General features: G+C 69.7%; 15 protein-coding genes and 1 riboswitch. Of the genes, 10 read left to right on the top strand and 5 right to left on the bottom strand.

The features are described from left to right. Position 1: 1 nt before the first annotated feature. The 4 genes from nuoL to recQ all read left to right on the top strand — a co-directional run bounded on the left by nuoL (position 2) and on the right by recQ (position 7,398). A complete protein-coding gene (nuoL, locus tag OG331_RS21615; RefSeq protein ID WP_406198652.1) occupies positions 2 to 1,915 on the top strand; it encodes an NADH-quinone oxidoreductase subunit L in 1,914 nt (637 codons plus the stop codon). Between the two features lie 5 nt (positions 1,916 to 1,920). Continuing rightward, positions 1,921 to 3,492, top strand: coding sequence for an NADH-quinone oxidoreductase subunit M (locus OG331_RS21610; RefSeq protein ID WP_406198650.1), 1,572 nt, complete (start codon positions 1,921 to 1,923; stop codon positions 3,490 to 3,492). Continuing rightward, on the top strand, positions 3,489 to 5,138 hold the full coding sequence (gene nuoN, locus OG331_RS21605; protein WP_328879988.1) for an NADH-quinone oxidoreductase subunit NuoN: 1,650 nt from the start codon (positions 3,489 to 3,491) through the stop codon (positions 5,136 to 5,138). The genes OG331_RS21610 and nuoN overlap by 4 nt, the downstream gene beginning before the upstream one ends. A gap of 241 nt (positions 5,139 to 5,379) precedes the next feature. Next, positions 5,380 to 7,398, top strand: coding sequence for a DNA helicase RecQ (gene recQ, locus OG331_RS21600; protein WP_406210185.1), 2,019 nt, complete (start codon positions 5,380 to 5,382; stop codon positions 7,396 to 7,398). Between the two features lie 41 nt (positions 7,399 to 7,439). Here recQ and OG331_RS21595 read toward each other — a convergent pair whose 3' ends face one another. Beyond that, entirely contained in the window at positions 7,440 to 8,378 is a 939-nt protein-coding gene (locus OG331_RS21595; RefSeq protein ID WP_406198648.1) for a M56 family metallopeptidase, read from the bottom strand. A gap of 190 nt (positions 8,379 to 8,568) precedes the next feature. Further along, positions 8,569 to 9,789, bottom strand: coding sequence for a fumarylacetoacetase (gene fahA / locus OG331_RS21590; protein ID WP_406198646.1), 1,221 nt, complete (start codon positions 9,787 to 9,789; stop codon positions 8,569 to 8,571). Positions 9,790 to 10,113: 324 nt separating this feature from the next. Here fahA and OG331_RS21585 point away from each other — a divergent pair, with 324 nt between their 5' ends. Continuing rightward, entirely contained in the window at positions 10,114 to 10,944 is an 831-nt protein-coding gene (locus tag OG331_RS21585) for an HAD family hydrolase (protein ID WP_406198644.1), read from the top strand. Between the two features lie 34 nt (positions 10,945 to 10,978). On the opposite strand, the gene OG331_RS21580 is transcribed toward OG331_RS21585, so the two are convergent. The 3 genes from OG331_RS21580 to OG331_RS21570 form a co-directional block, all read right to left on the bottom strand. Continuing rightward, entirely contained in the window at positions 10,979 to 11,743 is a 765-nt protein-coding gene (locus OG331_RS21580) for a transglycosylase SLT domain-containing protein (RefSeq protein ID WP_406198641.1), read from the bottom strand. 5 nt (positions 11,744 to 11,748) lie between these two features. After that, positions 11,749 to 11,923, bottom strand: a riboswitch (cyclic di-AMP (ydaO/yuaA leader). Positions 11,924 to 12,204: 281 nt separating this feature from the next. After that, positions 12,205 to 14,214: a CocE/NonD family hydrolase gene (locus tag OG331_RS21575; RefSeq protein ID WP_406198639.1), complete on the bottom strand. Its 2,010-nt coding sequence runs from the start codon at positions 14,212 to 14,214 to the stop codon at positions 12,205 to 12,207. A 28-nt stretch (positions 14,215 to 14,242) separates the two neighbouring features. Next, positions 14,243 to 15,745 carry a peptide MFS transporter gene (locus OG331_RS21570; RefSeq protein WP_406198637.1) on the bottom strand — a complete coding sequence of 501 codons (1,503 nt, stop codon included), beginning with the start codon at positions 15,743 to 15,745 and terminating at the stop codon, positions 14,243 to 14,245. A 207-nt stretch (positions 15,746 to 15,952) separates the two neighbouring features. On the opposite strand from OG331_RS21570, the gene OG331_RS21565 reads away from it, so the two are divergent. The 5 genes from OG331_RS21565 to OG331_RS21545 all read left to right on the top strand — a co-directional run bounded on the left by OG331_RS21565 (position 15,953) and on the right by OG331_RS21545 (position 21,927). Next, a complete protein-coding gene (locus tag OG331_RS21565; protein WP_406198635.1) occupies positions 15,953 to 16,963 on the top strand; it encodes a polyprenyl synthetase family protein in 1,011 nt (336 codons plus the stop codon). Between the two features lie 344 nt (positions 16,964 to 17,307). Beyond that, positions 17,308 to 18,375 (top strand): CHRD domain-containing protein, encoded by a 1,068-nt coding sequence (locus OG331_RS21560; protein WP_406198633.1) that lies wholly within the window; start codon positions 17,308 to 17,310, stop codon positions 18,373 to 18,375. Positions 18,376 to 18,660: 285 nt separating this feature from the next. Next, positions 18,661 to 19,914 carry a LolA family protein gene (locus OG331_RS21555; protein WP_406198631.1) on the top strand — a complete coding sequence of 418 codons (1,254 nt, stop codon included), beginning with the start codon at positions 18,661 to 18,663 and terminating at the stop codon, positions 19,912 to 19,914. A gap of 110 nt (positions 19,915 to 20,024) precedes the next feature. Next, positions 20,025 to 21,035, top strand: coding sequence for an ABC transporter ATP-binding protein (locus OG331_RS21550; protein WP_406210182.1), 1,011 nt, complete (start codon positions 20,025 to 20,027; stop codon positions 21,033 to 21,035). Then, positions 21,022 to 21,927: an ABC transporter permease gene (locus tag OG331_RS21545; protein WP_406198629.1), complete on the top strand. Its 906-nt coding sequence runs from the start codon at positions 21,022 to 21,024 to the stop codon at positions 21,925 to 21,927. Before OG331_RS21550 ends, OG331_RS21545 begins: the two co-directional genes overlap by 14 nt. The last annotated feature ends 33 nt before the right edge of the window (positions 21,928 to 21,960 follow it).

Here is a 21,960-nt window from a genome sequence, read left to right as displayed (position 1 = left end):
CGTGGAGAACCTGATTGCGCTGCTGATCGCGGCGCCATTGCTCGGAGCGGCCCTCCTGTTGTGCGGCGGCCGGCGTCTCGACGCCGTCGGACAGTGGATCGGCACGCTCCTGTCGTTCGTCTCCTTCGTCTTCGGCGTGATCCTCTTCGCCGATCTGCTGGGCAAGGACGCCGAGAGCCGGACCCTCACCCAGCACCTGTACAGCTGGATCCCGGTCGAGGGCTTCCAGGCGGACGTCGCCTTCCGCCTCGATCAGCTGTCGATCACGTTCGTGCTGCTGATCACCGGCGTCGGTTCGCTGATCCACTTGTACTCGGTCGGGTACATGGAGCACGACGAGCGGCGCCGCCGCTTCTTCGGCTATTTGAACCTGTTCCTCGCGGCGATGCTGCTGCTCGTCCTCGCCGACAACTACCTGCTCCTGTACGTCGGCTGGGAGGGCGTCGGTCTCGCCTCCTACCTGCTGATCGGCTTCTGGCAGCACAAGCCCAGCGCCGCCACGGCCGCGAAGAAGGCCTTCCTGGTCAACCGCGTCGGCGACATGGGTCTGTCGATCGCGATCATGCTGATGTTCCTGTGGTTCGGCACCTTCGCCTTCGGACCGGTGCTCGGCACCGGCGAGGAGGCCGGGCTCGCCGCCGACACGAGCGAGGGCAGGCTCACCGCCATCGGCCTGATGCTGCTGCTCGCCGCCTGCGGCAAGTCGGCCCAGGTGCCGCTGCAGTCCTGGCTCGGGGACGCGATGGAGGGCCCGACCCCGGTCTCGGCCCTCATCCACGCCGCGACGATGGTGACCGCGGGCGTCTACCTGATCGTCCGCTCCGGAGCCATCTTCAACGCGGCGCCGGACGCGCAGCTGGTCGTCACCATCGTCGGTGCCGTCACGCTCCTCTTCGGTGCGATCGTCGGTTGCGCGAAGGACGACATCAAGAAGGCGCTGGCCGGCTCGACCATGTCGCAGATCGGCTACATGGTCCTCGCCGCCGGCCTCGGCCCCATCGGCTACGTCTTCGCGATCATGCACCTGGTGACGCACGGCTTCTTCAAGGCGGGGCTGTTCCTCGGCGCCGGTTCGGTCATGCACGGCATGAACGACGAGGTGGACATGCGCAAGTACGGCGCTCTGCGCAAGTACATGCCGGTCACCTTCGTCACCTTCGGCCTCGGCTACCTCGCGATCATCGGCTTCCCCGGTCTGTCCGGCTTCTTCTCCAAGGACAAGATCATCGAGGCGGCGTTCGCCAAGGGCGGCACCGAGGGCTGGATCCTCGGCGGCTGCGCGCTGCTGGGCGCGGCCATCACGGCGTACTACATGACGCGCGTGATGCTGATGACGTTCTTCGGCGAGAAGCGCTGGCAGCCCGACGAGAAGGGCAACGAGCCGCACCCGCACGAGTCGCCCAAGGTCATGACGATCCCCATGATCGTGCTGGCCGTCGGGTCGGTGGCCGCAGGTGGGTTCTTCAGCATCGGCGAACGCTTCGTGCACTGGCTGGAGCCCATCACCGGGTTCGAACACGGCCACCCGCCGATCAGCGCGGGAGTCGTCACCGGCGCGACCGTCGCGTGCATGGTCATCGGCGTCGCCATCGCCTACGGCCAGTACGGCCGTCGGCCGGTCCCGGTCGTCGCCCCGCGCGGGTCGCTGCTCACCCGGGCCGCCCGGCGTGACCTGCTCCAGGACGACTTCAACCACGTCGTCCTCGTGCGCGGCGGCGAACACCTCACGCGCTCCCTGGTGTACGTCGACCACACCCTGGTCGACGGCGTCGTCAACGGCACGGCGGCCTCGGTCGGCGGCCTGTCCGGACGGTTGCGCAAGCTCCAGAACGGCTTCGCACGGTCGTACGCGGTCTCCATGTTCGGCGGTGCGGCGGTCCTCATCGCCGCGACCTTGCTGATGAGGGCGGTCTGATACCGATGTCCTTTCCTCTGCTGACAGCTACGGCGGCGCTCCCGGCGATCGGGGCGATCGCCACGGCCGCCGTACCGGCCGCCCGGCGCACCGCCGCCAAGTGGCTGGCGCTGCTCTTCTCACTCGCCACGCTCGCCCTCGCGATCACCGTCCTGGTCCGCTTCGACCCGGACGGCGACCGCTACCAGCTCACCGAATCCCACGCCTGGATCGCGGAGTTCGGGGTCCGCTACGAACTCGGCGTCGACGGCATCGCGGTGGCGCTGATCGCGCTGACGGCGCTGCTGATGCCGTTCATCATCCTCGCGGGCTGGCACGACGCCGACCCGCTGGAGACCGGCAGCAGGCGCTGGCGGCCCACGCAGGGCTTCTTCGCCCTGATCCTGGCCGTCGAGGCGATGGTGATCCTCTCCTTCGAGGCCACCGACGTCTTCCTCTTCTACATCTTCTTCGAAGCCATGCTCATCCCGATGTACTTCCTCATCGGCGGCTTCGGGGACCGTGCCCACGAGCACGGCGAGAAGGTGGCGTCGACGCAACGGTCGTACGCGGCCGTGAAGTTCCTGCTCTACAACCTGGTCGGCGGTCTGATCATGCTGGCCGCGGTGATCGGCCTGTATGTGGTCGCCGGGAACTTCAGCCTTCAGGAGATCGCCGAAGCCCGGGCCAACGGCACTCTCGACATGGCGACGAACACCGAACGCTGGCTGTTCCTGGGCTTCTTCTTCGCCTTCGCGGTGAAGGCGCCGCTGTGGCCGCTGCACACCTGGCTGCCCAACGCGATGGGGGAGGCCACCGCACCGGTCGCCGTCCTCATCACCGCGGTCGTCGACAAGGTGGGCACCTTCGCGATGCTCCGCTTCTGCCTCCAGCTCTTCCCGGAGGCCAGCAAGTGGGCGACGCCCGCGATCCTCGTACTGGCGCTGATCAGCATCATCTACGGGGCCCTGCTCGCGGTCGGGCAGCGGGACATCAAGCGGCTGGTGGCGTACGCGTCGATCTCCCACTTCGGCTTCATCATCATGGGCATCTTCGCGATGACCAGCCAGGGCCAGTCCGGTGCGACGCTCTACATGGTCAACCACGGTATTTCCACCGCCGCGTTGATGCTGGTGGCCGGATTCCTGATCTCCCGGCGCGGCTCGCGGCTCATCGCCGACTACGGCGGTGTGCAGAAGGTCGCCCCGGTGCTCGCCGGCACCTTCCTGATCGGCAGCCTGGCGACCCTGTCGCTGCCGGGCCTGGCGCCCTTCGTCAGTGAATTCCTGGTCCTGGTCGGCACGTTCACGCGCTACCCGGTGATCGGCATCATCGCCACCTTCGGCATCGTGCTCGCCGCGCTCTACACACTCGTCCTCTACCAGCGGACGATGACGGGCCCGGTGAAGGCGGAGGTCTCAGCGATGCCCGACCTCAGGGTGCGTGAACTCGTGGTCGTCGCCCCGCTGGTCGCACTGCTGATCTTCCTGGGCGTCTACCCGAAGCCCCTCACGGACATCGTCAACCCGGCGGTCAAGCAGACCATGTCCGACGTACAGAAGAAGGACCCCCAGCCCGAGGTGGAGGCCGCCAAGTGAGCGCTTCAGCCGTCCACAGCCTGTGGACAACCGCGGCCGATCCGATCTCGAAGATCGACGCACCGAAGATCGAGTACGGACAATTGTCGCCCACCTTGATCATCGTCGGTGCGGCGATCATCGGGGTACTGATCGAGGCGGTCGTCCCGCGCAAGTCCCGTTACTACGCGCAGGTGTTCGTCTGTGTCGTGGCGCTCGTCGCCGCCTTCGCCGCGGTCGTGGCGCTCGCGGCCGGCGGATACGCCACCACCAAGGCGGGCATCGCCGCGATGGGCGCGATCGCGGTCGACGGACCGGCCCTCTTCCTGCAGGGCACGATCCTGCTGGCGGGCCTGGTCGGCCTGTTCACCTTCGCCGAGCGGCGACTCGACCCCGAGGCGCACGGCAACCGGGTCGACTCCTTCGCCGCGCAGGCCGCGTCCGTGCCGGGCAGCGACAGTGAGAAGGCCGCCGTCAAGGCCGGGTTCACCACCACCGAGGTGTTCCCGCTGCTGATGTTCGCCGTCGCGGGCATGCTGATCTTCCCGGCGGCCAACGACCTGCTGACGCTGTTCATCGCGCTGGAGGTCTTCTCGCTCCCGCTGTACCTGATGTGCGCGCTGGCCCGCCGCAAGCGGCTCATGTCGCAGGAAGCCGCGGTCAAGTACTTCCTGCTGGGCGCCTTCGCGTCCGCGTTCACCCTGTTCGGCATCGCGCTGCTGTACGGGTACGCGGGTTCCGTGTCGTACGCGACGATCGCGCAGGTCGTCGACGGTACGGTCCCGGACGTCACCCCGGCGCTCGCGGACACGATGGGCAACGACGCGCTGCTGCTCGTCGGCGCCGCGATGATCGTCATGGGCCTGCTGTTCAAGGTGGGCGCAGTGCCGTTCCACATGTGGACGCCCGACGTCTACCAGGGCGCGCCGACGCCGGTGACCGGGTTCATGGCGGCGGCCACGAAGGTGGCGGCGTTCGGCGCGCTGCTCCGCATCCTCTACGTCGTGCTGCCCGGCCTGCGCTGGGACTGGCGGCCGGTCATGTGGGGCGTCGCGATCGTCACCATGCTGGGCGGTGCGATCGTCGCGATCACGCAGACCGACATCAAGCGGCTGCTGGCGTACTCGTCGATCGCGCACGCGGGCTTCATCCTCGCGGGTGTCATCGCGACCACGCCGGACGGGGTGTCGTCCGTTCTCTTCTACCTGGCCGCCTACTCGTTCGTGACGATCGGGGCATTCGCGGTGGTGACGCTGGTGCGTGATGCCGGCGGTGAGGCGACGCACCTGTCCAAGTGGGCCGGTCTGGGCCGTCGTTCACCCATGGTCGCGGCCGTGTTCGCGGTGTTCCTGCTGGCCTTCGCCGGCATCCCGCTGACCTCCGGCTTCGCCGGGAAGTTCGCTGTCTTCAAGGCGGCGGCCGAGGGCGGGGCAGGCCCGCTGGTCGTGGTCGGTGTGATCTCGTCCGCGATCGCGGCGTTCTTCTACATCCGCGTCATCGTCCTGATGTTCTTCAGCGAGCCGAACCCGGAGGGGCCGACGGTGGCCGTTCCGTCACCGCTGACGATGACGGCGATCGGGGTGGGCGTGGCGGTCACGCTGGTGCTGGGTGTGGCGCCGCAGTACTTCCTGGATCTGGCCGGCAATGCGGCGGTGTTCGTGCGCTGACCTGGCGCACGCCTGCACGGCGGTGGCCCGGCTTCCCTCGGGGGATGCCGGGCCACTGTGATGTGGTGGGGCCCGCGATGTGGTGGGGCCCGCGATGCGGGGTTCAGCCGTGCCGATAGCTCAGGGCTATCGCTCGCTCACGAACGGGTGAACGGTGAGCCTGTGGATAACTCCGGCGCTGTCGGTGGCGGCACCTATCGTGGAGGCAGTGGTCGAGGGTCGACGTACGGGGGACACGGCGATGGGTGCGACGGGCGGGATCAGCGAGATGCCAGGGGTGAGCGAGGTGGCACAGGCCGGTGACGGCGAGGTGCTGGCCGCGCTGCAGCGGGTCTTCGGGTACGAGGCCTTCCGCGGCGAGCAGGAAGCCGTCATCGAGCATGTGGTGGCCGGCGGCGATGCCGTCGTGCTCATGCCGACCGGCGGCGGGAAGTCGCTGTGCTACCAGATCCCGTCTCTGGTCAGACCGGGTACGGGCATCGTCGTCTCGCCGCTCATCGCGCTGATGCAGGACCAGGTGGACGCGTTGCGGGCGCTCGGGGTGCGCGCCGGGTTCATCAACTCCACGCAGGACTTCGACGAGCGTCGGGTGGTGGAGGCAGAGTTCCTTGCGGGCGAGCTGGATCTGCTCTACCTGGCGCCGGAGCGGCTGCGGGTCGAGTCGACGCTGGACCTGCTGTCACGCGGCAAGATCGCCGTGTTCGCGATCGACGAGGCTCACTGCGTGTCCCAGTGGGGGCACGACTTTCGCCCGGACTACCTGGCCCTCTCGCTGCTGGGCGAGCGCTGGCCGGACGTCCCGCGCATCGCGCTCACGGCGACGGCCACGGACGCGACGCACCAGGAGATCACCCAGCGCCTGAACATGCCGACGGCCCGGCACTTCGTGGCGAGCTTCGACCGGCCCAACATCCAGTACCGGATCGTGCCGAAGGCGGACCCGAAGAAGCAGCTGCTGAGCTTCCTGCGCGAGGAGCACGCGGGCGACGCCGGCATCGTCTACTGCCTGTCGCGGAAGTCCGTGGAGGCGACGGCCGAGTTCCTGAGCCGCAACGGCATCGAGGCGGTGCCGTACCACGCCGGCCTGGACGCGGGCACGCGCGCGGCGCACCAGTCCCGGTTCCTGCGGGAGGAGGGGCTGGTCGTGGTGGCGACCATCGCCTTCGGGATGGGCATCGACAAGCCGGACGTGCGGTTCGTCGCCCACCTCGACCTGCCGAAGTCGGTCGAGGGCTACTACCAGGAGACGGGCCGCGCCGGCCGCGACGGACTGCCCTCCACGGCCTGGATGGCCTACGGCCTCAACGACGTCATTCAGCAGCGCAAGCTGATCCAGTTGGGCGAGGGCGACGAGGCGTTCCGGCGCCGGGCGGCCTCCCACCTGGACGCGATGCTGGCCCTGTGTGAGACCGCACAGTGCCGGCGGGCTCAGCTGCTCGCCTACTTCGGCCAGGACCCCGATCCGACGGGCTGCGGCAACTGCGACACCTGCCTGACCCCGCCTGAGACCTGGGACGGCACCATCGCGGCGCAGAAGGTGCTGTCGACCGTGGTGCGGCTGCAGCGTGAGCGGGGACAGAAGTTCGGGGCACTGCAGATCGTCGACATCCTGCTGGGGCGGCGCACCGGCAAGGTGATCCAGTTCGATCACGACCAGCTGTCCGTGTTCGGCATCGGCGAGGAGCTCGGCGAGGGCGAATGGCGAGGCGTCGTCAGGCAGTTGCTGGCGCAGGGGCTGCTCGCGGTCGAGGGCGAGTACGGCACGCTCGTGCTCACGGAGGCGAGCGGGACGGTGCTGCGGCGGGAGCGGGAGGTGCCGCTGCGGAAGGAGCCGAAGAAGCCGGTGACCTCGCGATCGGCGGCGGGTTCCGGCGGGTCCGGGCGTGGCGAGCGCAAGGCGAAGGCCGCGGTGGCCGAGCTGCCGGAGGCGCTGATGCCGGCCTTCGAGGCCCTGCGTGCCTGGCGGGCCGAGCAGGCCCGGGAGCAGGGGGTTCCGGCGTATGTGATCTTCCATGACGCGACGTTGCGGGAGATCGTGACGGTGTGGCCCGCGTCCGTGCGTGAACTCGGAAGCGTCGGCGGTGTCGGGGAGAAGAAGCTGGCCACGTACGGGGAGGGCGTGCTCGAGGTGCTGACCTCGATGCGCGGCGAGTCCGGTGCGGGGGCGGCGGCCGAGACCAGCCCGGGGCCCGGGGCCCATGACGGGGCGGACGACTGGCCCGAGATGGAGCAGGAGCCGGAGCCGGAGGACTGGGCCTAGGAAGAGCACCCGCGAGTGCGAGTGGTCGCAGGCGACGACGGTCAGCTCAACGCCGTCAGCCCCGGAGCGAACGTGATCAGGAGCGGGAGAAGCGGTACCAGCGCTGCCAGCGTCGTGGTGAGAGCCCGGTTGCGACGGCCCAGACGCGGGGGTGGCTGCAGGAGCCGGTTGACGCGTTCGCCCAGGAGGCGGTTGGTGGACGCGCAGGACAGGACGCCTCGGTGCTGGTTGAGCTCGATCAGGGCCAGCGCCGTTGTCAGGTGACCGCAGCGGCGGGAGGCCGTGTCGTCTGCGGCCAGTTCGACCAGGCGGTGGGTCTGGTCGCAGAAGTGGGCGAACAACGGGATGTGGGGGAATCCGGTGGCAAGCGCGGTCGAGAGGTGCAGCAGCCAGTCGTGGTGGGCCCGGGCGTGGCCACGCTCGTGGGTGAGGACGGCGTCGAGCTGGTGGTCGGTCAGGCGGTGCAGGGCACCCGTGGTGACGATCAGCTGGGGCGGACTGCCCGGCATCCACCAGGCGTCGGGGTACTCGTCCTCCAGCACCAGCAGCGGGCCCCGCGCCGGGCCCAGGCCGGCCGGCAGGTCGGGGGCGCGTTCGAGCAGATGGGCCCTTGCCTGGCCGCGCCGCCGACGGGCCTCGACGAGTTCGCGGGCCAGCATCGCCGTCGTCCAGGCGGCACCGCCGGCCAGCAGCAGGGTGAGGGCCACCGCCCACGCGGGCGCGGCCGAGAGGTCGTACGCCGCGGTGACCGACGGTGGCGCCGGAGCGAAGAGCTGGGCGCGTACGGTGCCGAAGACCGCGGCGGTGCCCAGGGCCAGGGCCGTCAGGCAGCACAGCAGGACCGTGGCGACCAGGCACTGCCACACCCAGAGCGCGACCACGGGTTCCCGTTCGGGCCAGGAGGCCCGGGTCAGCGCCTGGGGGACGGGTACGGCGGCCGTCAGGGCGACGATGCTCAACAGGAGCAGGCAGACGGTCATGCCAAGGGCTCCGGATCCTGGTCAGGGAAGGTGCGAGGGCGGCAGTGCGGGGCGGTGGGTCAAGAACGCCGGTTGCGGCTCGGCTCCCACCGCCAGTCAGTATGACGGTGACCATCGCAGGAGTCAGGGGGAAAGACACAGTTGACGGTTGCGCCGGCCGCCCGGCGTCACTACAGAACGACCCGTCCCGTCACGACGCCACGACCCGTCCCGTCACCTCCCCCAGCCCGACCCGGACCCCACCAGGACCCGGGGCCCAGGCGGACAGGGTCACCACATCGCCGTCCTCCAGGAACGCGCGCTTGCCGTCCGGGAGTTCGAGAGGGTCCCGGCCGTTCCAGGTCAGCTCCAGGAGTGAGCCGCGCTCGCGTTCCGTCGGGCCGCTCACCGTGCCCGAGCCGTACAGGTCACCGGTGCGCAGGGAGGCACCGTTCACGGTCATGTGGGCGAGCTGCTGGGCGGCCGTCCAGTACATGGTGGAGAAGGGGGGCTCGGAGACGACGTGGCCGTTGATGGCCACGGAGATACGCAGGTCGTAGCCGCCGGGCTCGGCTTCGGGGCCGGAGTCGTCCAGGTACGGCAGCAGGGGGTGCGTCCGCTCCGGCGGCGCCACCCGCGCCTCCTCCAGCGCGTCCAGCGGGGTGATCCACGCCGACACCGACGTGGCGAAGGACTTGCCGAGGAACGGGCCGAGGGGGACGTACTCCCAGGCCTGGACGTCGCGTGCCGACCAGTCGTTGAGCAGGCACAGGCCGAAGACGTGCTCACGGAAGTCGCCCAGCGCCACCGGCTTGCCCATCTCCGAGGGCGTGCCGACCACGAAGCCGACCTCTGCCTCGATGTCGAGGCGGATGGACGGGCCGAAGACCGGCGCCGGCTCAGTGGGGGCCTTGCGCTGGCCGGACGGACGTACGACGTCCGTGCCGGAGACCACGACCGTGCCGGCGCGGCCGTGGTAACCGATCGGCAGGTGCTTCCAGTTGGGGGTGAGGGAATCCTCGGCGTCGGGGCGGAAGATCTGGCCGACGTTCCGGGCGTGGTTCTCGGAGGCGTAGAAATCGACGTAGTCCGCGACCTCGAAGGGGAGGTGCAGGGTGACTGAGGACAGAGGGTGGAGAAGGTCCGCGATGGCCTCCTGGTGCGCCGGCACCGTCACCCAGGCCGTCAGTGCGCGCCGTACGTCCGACCACGTGGTGTGGCCCGCGGCGAGCAGCGGGTTCAGGGAGTCCTGGGCGAGCAGCGGGGCGTACGGCGAGCCGAGCGCGTAGGCCGCCCTGCCCGCGTCGAGGACGTGGTCGCCGAGCCGGACGCCGACCCGTCGCGCGGAGTCCGAGCCGGGAAGGGAGAAGACGCCGTACGGAAGGTTGTGCGTGCCGAAGGGGTCGCCCTCGGGGAGATCGAAGGGGGGCATGGGGTGCTGCCTCACTCTCATACGCTCCGTGCCATGTGGTCGGGCCACACGTTACGGGTGAGGCGAGGGTCTTGGGCAGTACGGAACTCGCGTCGCCGAGGTCGGCGAATCAGCAGGTCGCCGCACTCGGTCACGTCGACGAGACCTGAGCCGGTGCTCTCAAGGAGCTCGCCGGCACCACGTGGGAGTGAAATCGCCACAAGCAAAAGGAAGTTGCCCGCGTGGAATCAGAACTGGAACCGGAACAGGTGTCAACACATGTGAACACAGCAGCCGTCCGGTTCGAGTCGAGTCGATGGGGCCTCCTGTCCGTATTCTCTGATCATGGCCCGACCCATCGCATATTCACTCATCGCCACTGACCTGGACGGGACGCTGCTCCGAGGCGACGACACGCTCTCCGACCGTTCCCTCGACGCGCTCGCGCAGGCGGCGGCGGCCGGTGCGCAGCACCTCGTCGTTACGGGGCGGCCGGCGCCCAGAGTGCGCCCGCTCCTCGACGTCCTGGGCAGCCGGGGGCTCGCGGTGTGCGGACAGGGCGCGCAGGTGTACGACGCCGGAGCGGACTGTCTGCTGTGGTCCATCACCCTGGACCGGGAGTTGGCGGAGACCGCCCTCGGCAAGATCGAGGCCGAGGTGGGGCAGGTGTACGCGGCCGTCGACCAGGACGGCGTGGACGGGCTCACGCTCATCGAGCCCGGGTACCTGATGCCGCACCCCACCCTGCCCGCCGTACGCGTCCGGCACCGCGACGACCTGTGGTGCGAGCCGATCAGCAAGGTGCTGCTGCGCCATCCCACCCTGTCGGACGACGAGTTGGCGGCGACGGCGCGGTCGGTGGTCGGGTCCCTCGCGACGGTCACCATGTCCGGGCCCGGGACCGTCGAACTCCAGCCATGCGGCGTCACGAAGGCGACCGGTCTCGCGCTCGCCGCCGAGCATCTCGGTCTGGGCGCGCACGAGACGATCGCCTTCGGGGACATGCCCAACGACATCCCCATGTTCGACTGGGCCGCCCGCGGGGTGGCGATGGCCAACGCGCATCCCGAACTCAAGGCGGTCGCCGACGAGATCACCCTCTCGAACGAGGACGACGGCATCGCCGTGGTCCTCGAGAGGCTGTTCGCGGGGAGCCTGGCCGACTTCGCCCAGTAGGGCACGTCGTCGGACCAGGCCCCCGCGCCAGGGCCTAGTAGGGGCCGTTCACGTTGTCGATCGAGCCGTAACGCGCGGCCGCGTAGTTGCACGCGGCCGTGATGTTCGCGACCGGGTCGAAGGGGTCGTACACCGTCCCCGGCACGTGGTACGACGCGAAGGTCGGGTCGATGACCTGGAGGAGGCCCTTGGACGGGGTGCCCGCGACGGCGTTGGAGTCCCAGTTGTTGATGGCCTGGGGGTTGCCGGACGACTCGCGCATGATGTTGCGCTGAATGCCCTCGTACGAACCCGGAATTCCGTTTTGCGCCATGATGTCCAGCGCGTTGCGGATCCAGCCGTCGAGGTTGTTCGGGTACGTCTTCACGGAGGACTGGGTGGCCTTGGCGACGTTGGACTTCTTGGCGGGCGCGGACGCCTTGTCGGCCGACTTGTCCGGCGAGCTCGCCTTCTTCGTCGCCCGGACCTCCAGGTCGAGGCCGGGGTGGATCAGACGGGGGTCGTCGCCGATCGCCTTGCGGTTGTCCTTGTAGAGCTGCTTCCAGCCGCCCTGCACGTCGTACCGGTCGGCGACGCCGTAGAGCGTGTCGCCCTTCTTCGTGGTGTACGTGACGGTCTTGGCCTTCACGGCGGCCTGGGGAGCGGCCTGCGCGACGGTGGGGGACTGGGCCGGCTGTGCGGCGCTCGCGGTGGTCGCGCTCAGGAGCGGGATGGCGAGGGCGGCGGTACCGGTGCCGGCTGCGATGACGTGCCGGGTGAGCGGGTTGGTGCGGGGGCGGCGGTGTTTGCCTCGGGGCATGGCGCTGTTCCTCTCCGGCGCCTGCGAGGTGAGCTGTCGGGTTCGGGCGGGAGATGCCCGGCCGCGCCGCCGTGTGGCGGTGCGACTTCACCCCGAGCCGGTTCGGTGCGCCATCAAGGCGTCCGGTCCGGCGACTTACCTGGGTCCCCCGCTCCTGCCGTGCGTGAGTGAGTTGCGTGGGTGGGTGACTCGGGCGGCGGCAGGATTAGGCGTCCGCCCGACTGAGCGGGAACGTATGCGAGAGCACATGCCCGGAACAAGTGCCGTGGTCACTGTCATGCCGGTTGACCATGGTCTGGTGCGAATGGGGCGCTTGATCCTTTGCGGTTGCCAAGCCTCAACTTGCTTTTGAAGCAAGGGGAGACGCGGGTGCGCCGAGGCGGGTGCGCGACCGGGTGCGAGTGACCCAACTCACTGACGTCCACAAGAGCGGCAAATCGGGCAATGAATCCAACTCGCCTTTAACCGGCTGTCCGTGGAGTCCGTTTCTCCCATGTCCGGTGGAAAAGTACCTCTTCGCCCTCCATGCAGATCACCTCGTTGGAGGCGATGAAGTCATGCCGGTCGCAGCTGATCTCCGAGCGCGTCCGCACGGTCGCGTCCCACCCCAGCTCCGGGCGGTGCAGGCGGATCGACCACTCCGAGCGGGTGCGGGCCGACAGGGGGTCCCACTCGTTGATCGTGTACGTCTCCAGCGCGTCCTCGGCGAACTCCAGACCGTCGGGGTACACGCGCGTGCCGCCGTACCGGGGGTCGACCTCCAGGCGCCACTCGCCCTTGGCCACGTCCCGCACGACGAGGCGCTCGGGGCGCGGCTCGTCCAGCGTGATGGGGGAGTTCACGCCGAGCGGTTCCGCCTGCTCCGGTTCCTCGAAGGTGATCGCTGTGTCGTCTGCCGACTCGTCCAACGCACGCGTGCGTACCGGAAGTTCCAGCGAGCTTCCCGACGGTTCCAGGCCGAAGCCCGCCGCCGAGTCCGGCTGGGGCCAGATCCACGGCCAGTACGCGGAGGACACGGCGAGGCGGATGCGGTGGCCGGGCGGGAAGGCATGGCCGATGCCGTTCAGCTCGACGGTCACGTCCTCGGTGGCGCCCGGTTCCCACGGCACCGCGCGGTCCCGGCCGTGGCGCGCCGACAGGTTCAGCACGCCCCGCGTGACCAGGGTCGAGGAGCCGTCCGGTGCCACGTCGCAGAGCCGGGCGACGACCTGCCCGCGCGGCACCTCCGACGTCAGCCGCAGCCGCACCTTCGGCCGCCCCGACACCCAGGTCTCCTCGCCCACTTCGAACTCGAAGCACGCCGACCGCGCGTCCTCCTCCCGCTGGTCCGGCGGCAGGTCGGCGTCGTTGCCGAAGGGGAAGAAGCGGCCGGCGTCGATGCCGGTGTGCATGGGGGAGCGGACGAGGACGGGGGCGCCCTGGAAGGCGTACGTCACCGCGCGCACGTGGGGAGAGGGCCAGGCAGGCTCGCCGACCCAGCGGCCGGGCAGCGTGGGGTACACCGTGGCCGGGCGGTGCGAGTCGCTGACGTACGAGCGCAGCACGGGCTCGGCCATGACGCCCGTGTCCTCGTCCTTCAGCCAGTGGTCCCACCAGCGCAGCGTCTCCTGGAGGAAGCCGATCGCCGGGCCCGGCGGCAGGCCGCGGTCGGGGTACTGGTGAGACCAGGGGCCGATCAGGCCGCGCACGCGGTCCGCCGGCAGGTGCTCGACGAGGCGCAGGACGGTGTCGCGGTACGGGTCGTGCCAGCCGCCCACCGCCAGGACGGCGGCGTCGATCGCGCCGTAGTCCTCGCAGACGCTGCCGTGGCGCCAGTAGTCGTCGCGTGTCTGGTGGCCGAGCCAGGTGTGCAGGAACGGTTCGACGGCCTCCAGCCGCTTGAGCCACATCTCCCGCCAGGCGTCCCCGACATACAGCGGGTCCGGCGGGCGAGCGACGAAGGCGAGCATCGTCGACGCCCAGGCGTGCATGTCGACGGCGAGGACGGAACCTCCCATGTAGTGCACGTCGTTGTCATAGCGATCGTCCGCTGAGCAGACCGTGACGATCGCCTTGAGCGGTTCGGGCGCGAGGGCCGCGATCTGGAGGGAGTTGAAGCCGCCCCAGGAGATGCCGAACATGCCGACCCGGCCGTTGCACCAGGGCTGGGCCGCCAGCCAGTTGACCACCTCGACCCCCTCGGCGAGCTCCGTCGCCGAGTACTCGTCGGTCGGCATGCCCTCGCTGTTGCCGTGACCGCGGATGTCGACGCGCACGGAGGCGTAGCCGTGGCCTGCGTACCAGGGGTGGCGCTGGTGGTCTCGGGGCGCGGTCCAGTCGGTCAGTCGATACGGCAGGTACTCGAGGAGCGCCGGTACGGGCTCGTCCGTCAGGGGGCGCCACACGCGCGCGTACAGCAGGGTCCCGTCCGGGAGCGGGATGCGGAGGTCGTCGTGAGTCGTCTCGTAGGGGAAGGACGTACGGATGTGCATGAGCGGGATCCCAGTGGCTCGGTCGGTGTCAGTGGACCGGGTGCATCGTGCGGCGCAGCCAGGGCGCCGCGGCCATCACGAGCAGGCCCGCGGCCACTGCGATCGCGCCGTTGACGCCGAAGTAGGCGGGCTTGGAGACGTCGTCGTAGAGCTTCACCGTCTGGGCCTGGATGCCGTTGGCCAGGGCGAGGGACAGGAACCAGAGGGACATGGTCTGGCCGGCGAACGCGGCCGGGGCGAGCTTGGTCGTGGCCGACATGCCGGAGGTCTCCAGGAGGACGTCGCCGAGCCCGAGGAGCAGGTACGCACCCACGATCCACCAGACGGACATGAGGTAGTCGTCGGAGGAGCGCCCGGAGGTCGGCAGCACCATCAGCAGGAAGGACAGGCCGCCGAGGACGACCCCGATCGCGATCTTGTTGGACGCGTGCGGCTGGCGGCGCCCCATCCTGACCCACAGCGCGGCCACGACGGGGGCGAGGGCGACCTCGAAGGCGCCGAGGGCGGAGGCGTACCAGCCGGCGGGGAAGTCGAAGCCGAGGACGGTCGTCCCGGCGTTCGTCGAAGCCAGCAGGATCATCGTCGAGTAGGCCTGGAAGAGGATGAAGTTGAAGACCGTCGAGGCGAGGAACAGGACGACGTACGGGCGAAGGCGACCGCGTTCCTCGGGGGTCACGCGCCCGCTGGAGAACATCACCGCGAAGTAGACGGCCGGGGCGATCACGGAGACGAGGGTGAGCAGGTCGACGAAGCGGTCCATGGTGAGCCGGCCGGCGGTGGCGAGCAGGAAGGCGACCGCCGCGGTGACGGCGAGGCCCGTGACGATCAGGCGGATCGCCCGGCGCATCGCCTCCGGAGACAGCGCGAATTCGGCGGAGTGCTTCCGCCCGGCCAGGTGACGGCGGCCGGCGACGTACTGGACCAGACCGAGCGTCATGCCGATCGCTGCGGCCGAGAAGCCCCAGTGCCAGCCCTTGTGGTCGCCGAGCCAGCCGGTGACGAGCGGGCCCGCGAAGGCGCCGATGTTGATCGCCATGTAGTAGAGCGCGAAGCCGGCGTCACGGCGGTCGTCGTCGGTGCGGTAGAGCTTGCCGACCATGGTGGCGACGTTGGGCTTGAGGAGCCCTGTGCCGGCGCTGATCAGGCCGAGGCCCACCCAGGTCATGCCGGTCGGCGGCACCGCCATGGCGTAATGGCCGCAGGCGATGAGGATGCCGCCCCACAGCACCGCGCGATACGAGCCGAGGATGCGGTCGGCGAGCCAGCCGCCGGCGACCGAGACCAGATAGACGAGGGTGCCGTAAGCGGCGGAGACGGAGGCCGCGGTCCCGGCCGACATGCCCATACCGCCGTGGGTGACCGTGTCGGCGAAGTACAGGACGAGGATGGCCTGCATGCCGAGGAACGAGAAGCGTTCCCAGACCTCCAGACCGGAGAGGGTGAGGAGGCCTTTCGGCTGGCCGGGGAAGGCGCGGTCGTCGCGGGGCGGGGGCCCGCTCTCGGGCTCGATGTCGAGGTCGGTTCGGGACACGGGCCGCTACTTCCCTATAAGTGGATGGATATCCCGCCTTATCAGGTGATCAAAAACATACCGGTCGTGATCCGATACCGCCCGGGGTGGACGGGTGGGCGGCATCGGTGATCGAAAGGTGACCGGATACGCTGACTTGAGTGATGGCAGCGACCTATCGACAAACCGTGTAACCGCCAGTGGACACCAGCAGACAGGAGACCCCTCGTGACCGTCGTCGGGCCGTTCGGGCTGAGCGTGCGGGACCAGGCTCTGGAAGCCGATGTCCAGGCCGGATTGACGGCTGTCGAGGAGGGATTGCTCGAAGCCACCAAGAGTGAGGTCCCCTTCATCACGGAGGCCGCCCAGCATCTGGTGCGGGCGGGCGGAAAGCGGTTCAGGCCGCTGCTCGTGATGCTCGCTGCCCAGTTCGGGGACCCGTATGCGCCGGGGGTCGTGCCGTCGGCTGTGGTGGTGGAGCTGACCCATCTGGCGACGCTGTACCACGACGACGTGATGGACGAGGCCGCGGTGCGGCGGGGTGTCGACAGCGCCAACACCCGCTGGGGCAACTCGGTTGCCGTACTGACCGGGGATTTCCTGTTCGCGCGCGCCTCGCACACTCTCGCCGACCTCGGGCCCGAGGCGGTGCGGGTGCAGGCCGAGGCGTTCGAGCGGCTGGTCACCGGACAGATCCTGGAGACGGCGGGGCCGCAGGACGGGCGCGATCCGGTGGAGCACTACCTGGATGTGCTGAGCGGGAAGACCGGGTCGCTGGTCGCGGTGTCGTGCCGGTTCGGGGCGATGATGTCGGGCGCCGACGAGACCGTGGTCGACGTGCTCACCCAGTACGGGGAGCGGCTGGGGGTCGCCTTCCAGCTCGCGGACGACGTACTGGACATCGCGAGTGACTCCCACGAGTCCGGGAAGACGCCGGGGACGGATCTCCGGGAAGGGATTCCCACGCTGCCCGTGCTGCGGTTGCGGGAGCGGGCCGAGCGGTTGGGACTGGCGGACGATGTCGCCCTGTGCGAGCTGCTGGACTCCGATCTGACGGACGACGCTCGGCATGCGGAGGCGTTGGCCGCGCTGCGTGAGCATCCGGCGTTGGAGCAGGCTCGGCGGGACACGGTGCGGTATGCGGAGGACGCGCGGGCTGCGTTGGCGCCGTTGGCGGACATCGGTGCCAAGGCCGCGTTGATGGAGTTGTGCGATGCGGTGGTGCATCGGGCCGGATAGGGGTTCTCGCCCCCGCTGCCCCTACCTGCCGGGTTCTCGCCCCCGCCGCCCCTGCCCTTCCCGTCCTTGAAGGGGTGCCGCCCCTTCGACCCCGGTCCCTGGGCTGCCGCCCCCAGACCCCCGCCATCGGCCTGAACGGCCTCGTCCTCAAACGCCGGACAGGCTGAAATGCCCGGATCGGCGCCTATGAGCGACCGGTCTCACGCCCCTGACAGCCTCCGTGCGGCTGTGACGCAGGTCACTTATCTGGACTGAGTCCAAAGTGAGATCGCCTCCGTATGAATGCCCAGAAGCTGACGCAGGGGGCGTCAGCCGCAATACGGGGAGAAAACAGAATCATGGGCATGAACGCGACGTTCTCGAAGCGCCGTAAGAGCCTGATCGTCACCGCTGTCGCGGTGGCTGCCGCCGGTGGGGTCGCCGCCGCGGTGATACCCGCCTTCGCCGCCGGAGGTGCCCGCGCCGACCACGCGGGTCACGCCGGAGGCGACGCGCAGGGGATCGTGAGCCGGAGTGGGACCGCCGCCGGCACCGGGGGCACGGTCCTCGCCGCCAGTCTTCGGGGGGCGAACGAGGTGCCCGTGGTGGGCGGGCCGGCCGTCGGGGACAAGGACGGGGCCGCCGTGCAGTTCGTGAAGGTCAAGGGCGACAAGGTGTCCGTCGCCGTCGCCTGGCGCGGCACCGGCAAGCCGACCGCCCTCCACATTCACCAGGGCGCCAAGGGCACCAACGGCGGCATCAAGGTCGACTTCGCCGGACTCATCGGCAAGGAAAAGGGCAAGGTCAACGGCACAAGCAGGGGCAACGGCACAAGCAAGGTCAACGGCACAAGCAAGGGGCGCAGCCTCACCGGCACCGTCACCGTGAAGGACCGCGCCCTTCTCAACGCCCTCAAGACCGACCCGAGTTCCTTCTACGCCAACCTTCACACGGCCGAGTTCCCGGGCGGTGCCGTCCGGGGCCGGCTCCACAAGATCGCCGTCGCCGAGTTCGACTTCCGCGACGCGCTCGGCAACTTCCAGGCATCCGTCATCAAGGGCAAGCAGATCTATGAGTGCAAGCCGGCCGAGGGCGGCGGGTACGCCTTCGCGCAGCGGGACGTCAGTGCCGTGCTCGGCGGCCGTATCGCGCACTCCTTCGTCGCCCCCAACTCCGGTACTCCGCAGTGGATCGCGCGGGACGGCAGTGCGGTGACGGGGGCCGTCATCTCCAAGACGCCCAACGGTGAACGGAACATCCCCGAGCTCGACCTGAAGGCCACTCAGTCCGGCAAGCACCGCGGTCTCCTCGCCGACACCGCCGAGATCCTGCGGCTGAACACCGTCGGCGGGGTCGCCCCGGCCGGCTCCTGCACAGCCGGTGCGATCGTCGGGGTGCCGTACCAGGCGGACTACGTGTTCATCAACGGCTGATCCTGCGCGCCGAGCGGGCACGTACGGCGGCGTCTTCCGCACCGAACCCCTACGGGTCGGGGGAGGCGCCGCCTTCGTTCGTCATACCGGAGGTGTACGCGGAGTTGGCTCCGAAGGTTGACGTATCTCTCCGGCCGATTTGGTCAGTTGGAAACCACGGACAACACCACTCCTCACCGATTCGGGTGAGAATGGCGGCTCAGGGGTGGAGCAGTGCGGGGTCGAAAGACTCACGGGCGACGAACGAGAAGGACAGCCGCCGCCGACGACGGAGGTAAGGCAGACATGGCACCGTACGAATCCGACGACAGTACGACCGCAGCGGAGGTCGACGACCACCGCGCGGGGCGGCGCAAGGCCGCGCGGTACGTCGTCCCGGTCGCGGTCGTGGGCGTCGCGGCGGCGACCATCGGGCTCGTCCCGGCGCTCGCCGACTCCGGCGACCCGGACCTGCCGAAGATCACCGCAGAGCAACTCATCGAGAAGATCGCGCAGTCGGACGTGCAGCAGCTGTCCGGCACCGTGAAGATCAGCACCGACCTGGGGCTGCCGGACCTCGGCGGGCTGGAGTCCAGCTTCGCCTCCGGCGCCATGGCGTCGGGCTCGGACGGCGGATCGTCCGCCGACCCGTCCGCCAAGCTCACCGAGCTGGCGTCCGGCACGCACACCCTGCGCGTCGCCCTCGACGGTGACGACAGGCAGAAGCTCTCCCTCCTGGAGAACGCCTCCGAGTACAGCCTCATCCACAACGGCAAGGACATCTGGGGCTACGACAGCAAGTCGAACGAGGTCTTCCACGGCACCGCGGAGGAGTCGAAGGACGGGCGCGGGAAGGAAGACGTTCCCGCCACGCCGAAGGACTTCGCCGAAGAGGCGCTCAAGTCGGTCGACGACACCACGTCCGTCACCGTCGATGGCACCGCACATGTCGCGGGCCGGGACGCGTACCGGCTGCTCATCAAGCCGAAGCAGTCCGGGACCACGGTCGGCGCGATCACCGTGGCCGTGGACGCCAAGACCGGTATGCCGCTGAAGTTCACGCTGACCCCGTCGAGCGGCGGCGCGGCGGTGATCGACGCCGGCTTCACCCAGGTCAGCTTCGCCAAGCCGGCCGCCTCCACCTTCGACTTCACCCCGCCCAAGGGTGCGAAGGTCACCGAGGAGGGCGAGCTGGAAGGCAAGGCCGGCGAGCACCGCGGCCCCAAGTCCGAGGACGAGCTGCGCAAGGAACTCGGCGGCCTGAAGTCCGAGGACAAGCTCGGCAAGGCGTCCGACGAGGGTCCCGAGGTCATCGGCGAGGGCTGGAACTCCGTGGCCGTCTTCGACAACGGCGGCGAGGGCATCCCCTCCGGCGCCGAGGTCGGCGGCGACATGGGCGGCTTCCTCGACTCCCTGGGCGACAAGGTCACCGGCAAGTTCGGCTCGGGCACGGTCTTCAAGACCCGCCTGATCAACGCCCTGATCACGGACGACGGCAAGGTCTACGTGGGTGCGGTCGACAAGGACGCGCTCGTGAAGGCGGCCGACTCGGGGAAGTAGGCCCCAGCCGGAGCGGCGTGGGCGGCGTACACGCGCCATCGCGCGTCATGCGCCGCCGCGCGTCACTCAACGAGGTGCCGAACGAGGTGCCGGAGGAGCCGAGGGAGCCCATGGAGGAACTGCGCGCCGCGGAGGGCGATGAGGTCGGCCGGGCCGGTCAAGCCGACCCTTCGGCCCCGGTCGACGACCTCGACACGGTGATCGCCACCCGCGCGCTCACCAAGCGCTACCGCGGCGGGCAGCTTGCCGTGGACGGTCTCGATCTGACCGTCCCGGCGGGCAGCGTCTTCGGCTTCCTCGGCCCGAACGGCTCGGGCAAGACCACCACCATCCGCATGCTGATGGGCCTCATCCAGCCCACCTCCGGTACCGCGCGCGTGCTCGGGCAGCCCATGCCCCGGTCCTCGCGCGCGGTACTGCCGCACGTCGGCGCCCTCATCGAGGGACCCGCCCTGTACGGCTTCCTCTCCGGCCGCGACAACCTCATCCGGTACGACGCCGCCGACCCGACCGCCGATCCGCGCACCCGGCGCACGCGTGTCGCGGCCGCCCTGGACCGGGTGGGCCTCGCAGCCGCGTCGGGCAAGAAGGCCAAGGCGTACTCGCTCGGCATGAAGCAGCGGCTGGGCCTCGCGGCCGCGCTGCTCCAGCCGCGCAGACTCCTCGTCCTCGACGAGCCGACCAACGGCCTCGATCCGCAGGGCATGCGCGAAATCCGCTCCCTGATCCGGGAGTTGGCCTCAGAGGGTACGACCGTCTTCCTCTCCTCCCACCTCCTCGACGAGATCGAGCAGGTCTGCACGCACGCGGCCGTGATGGCCCAGGGCCGGCTGATCACCCAGGGCGCGGTCGCGGAGCTGGCGGCCGGGACGCGCGGCCGGCTCGTCGTGACCACGCCCGACACCGGGGACGCGGCCCGGGTGCTGAAGGAGCAGGGCGCCGGTGACGTCGTCATCACCGACGACCGGGTGACCGCAGAAGCTCCGAACCGGGACCTCGCCGACGTCAACGCGGCGTTGGTGTCGGCCGGAGTCCGCGTGCGGGGCTTCGGCGTCGAACGGGCCTCCCTGGAGGACGCGTTCGTGGCGCTCACGGGGGAGGGGTTCGATGTCGCAGGCTGAAGCGAAGATGTTGCCGGGCGGCGAGATCGCAGGCGCCCGCAAGGTCAGTCCGCTGTGGACCTTCGGTCTCCTCCGCAGCGAACTGCTCACCACGTTCCGGCGCTGGCGCACCCTCGCGCTGCTCGCCGTCCTGGCGGCCGTGCCGATTCTGGTCGGGATCGCCGTGAAGATCGAGACGAGCGGCGATGGGGCGACGGGAGGCGGTGGCCCGCAGGGCGGCGGGCCGGCGTTCATCTCGCAGATTACCAACAACGGCCTGTTCCTGGTCTTCACGGCGCTGGCCGCGACGCTCCCGTTCTTCCTGCCCATGGCGATCGGTGTCATCGCGGGCGACGCGATAGCCGGCGAGGCGAACGCGGGCACCCTCCGCTATCTCCTCGTCGCCCCCGCCGGCCGCACCCGCCTGCTCCTCACCAAGTACGCCACCACGATGACCTTCTGCCTGGTGGCCACCCTCGTGGTCGCCGTCTCGGCGCTCACGGTCGGGGCGTTGCTCTTCCCGCTGGGCGACCTGACGACGATCTCAGGCACACAGATCAGCTTCGCGGAAGGGCTGGGCCGCGCCCTGCTGATCGCCCTGGTCGTCGCCGCGTCCCTGATAGGTGTGGCGGCGCTCGGGCTGTTCGTCTCGACGCTGACCAACAGCGGCATCGCGGCGATGGCGACGACGGTCGGCCTGCTGATCACCATCCAGATCCTCGACCAGATCCCGCAGCTCCACGCGATCCAGCCGTACTTCTTCTCCCACTACTGGCTGTCCTTCGCCGACCTCATGCGCGAACCCGTGTACTGGGACGACCTGGTCAGGAACCTGGGGATCCAGGCGCTGTACGCGGCGGTGTTCGGCTCGGCGGCGTGGGCGAGGTTCACGGCGAAGGACGTCACCGCGTAGGGGTCACTCCGTTTTCGGTGGCAGCCACTGCGG

The sequence above is a fragment of the Streptomyces sp. NBC_01017 genome, from assembly GCF_045162795.1.
In the GTDB taxonomy this organism is placed as follows: domain Bacteria; phylum Actinomycetota; class Actinomycetes; order Streptomycetales; family Streptomycetaceae; genus Streptomyces; species Streptomyces machairae.
The sequence above is the reverse complement of the archived record's forward strand: the minus strand, read 5'-3'. Positions and strand labels throughout refer to the sequence as shown.